General features: G+C 60.3%; 1 protein-coding gene. It reads left to right on the top strand.

The window, feature by feature from the left end; translation table 11 throughout:
• A partial coding sequence (locus TU86_RS22080; RefSeq protein WP_048366453.1) for a phage portal protein occupies nucleotides 1-634 on the top strand: 634 nt, incomplete at both ends.

Genomic DNA, 634 nt, shown 5'->3' with positions numbered 1-634 from the left:
CGGGACTTCGCGCTGTACGACGTAATTCATAACAGCCCCAATGAAGACATGACGGCGTTCCAGTTCTGGCAGGCGGTCGTGGCCTCAATGCTGTTGCAGGGCAATGCCTACTGCGAGATTCACCGGGCGCGCGGGCGGGTGATCGCTCTGGACTTTCTGCTGCCCAGTCGGGTCAAACTGGAACTCGACGACGATGGCCGCCTGCAATACTGGTACACCCCGCGCAAAGGGCCACGGCGAGAGATTGCACGCCAGGACATGCTGCATATCCCGGCCTTTTCCCTCGATGGACGGGTCGGCATGTCGGCCATTCGCTACGGTGCCAATGTCTTCGGCTCCGCGATGTCGGCGGATGATGCCGCGAACAGCACGTTCAAAAACGGTCTGCTGCCTTCGGTTGCTTTCAAGGTCGACCGGATACTGCGCCCTGACCAACGAGCCGAATTCCGCGAATACATCAAAGAGGTGGCAGGCGCACTGAATGCGGGTAAGTCGCCGGTGCTGGAACAGGGCATTACCCCTGAGTCCATCGGCATCGACCCCGTGGATGCGCAACTGCTGGAATCACGCACCTTCAGCATCGAAGAGATTTGCCGCTGGTTTGGCGTGCCGCCGTGGATGGTGGGCAAAACCG

It is taken from the genome of Pseudomonas weihenstephanensis, from assembly GCF_001043055.1.
Taxonomy (GTDB): Bacteria; Pseudomonadota; Gammaproteobacteria; order Pseudomonadales; family Pseudomonadaceae; genus Aquipseudomonas; species Aquipseudomonas weihenstephanensis.
Note: the sequence above shows the minus strand (reverse complement) of the source record. Positions and strands in the feature narration are given on the sequence as shown.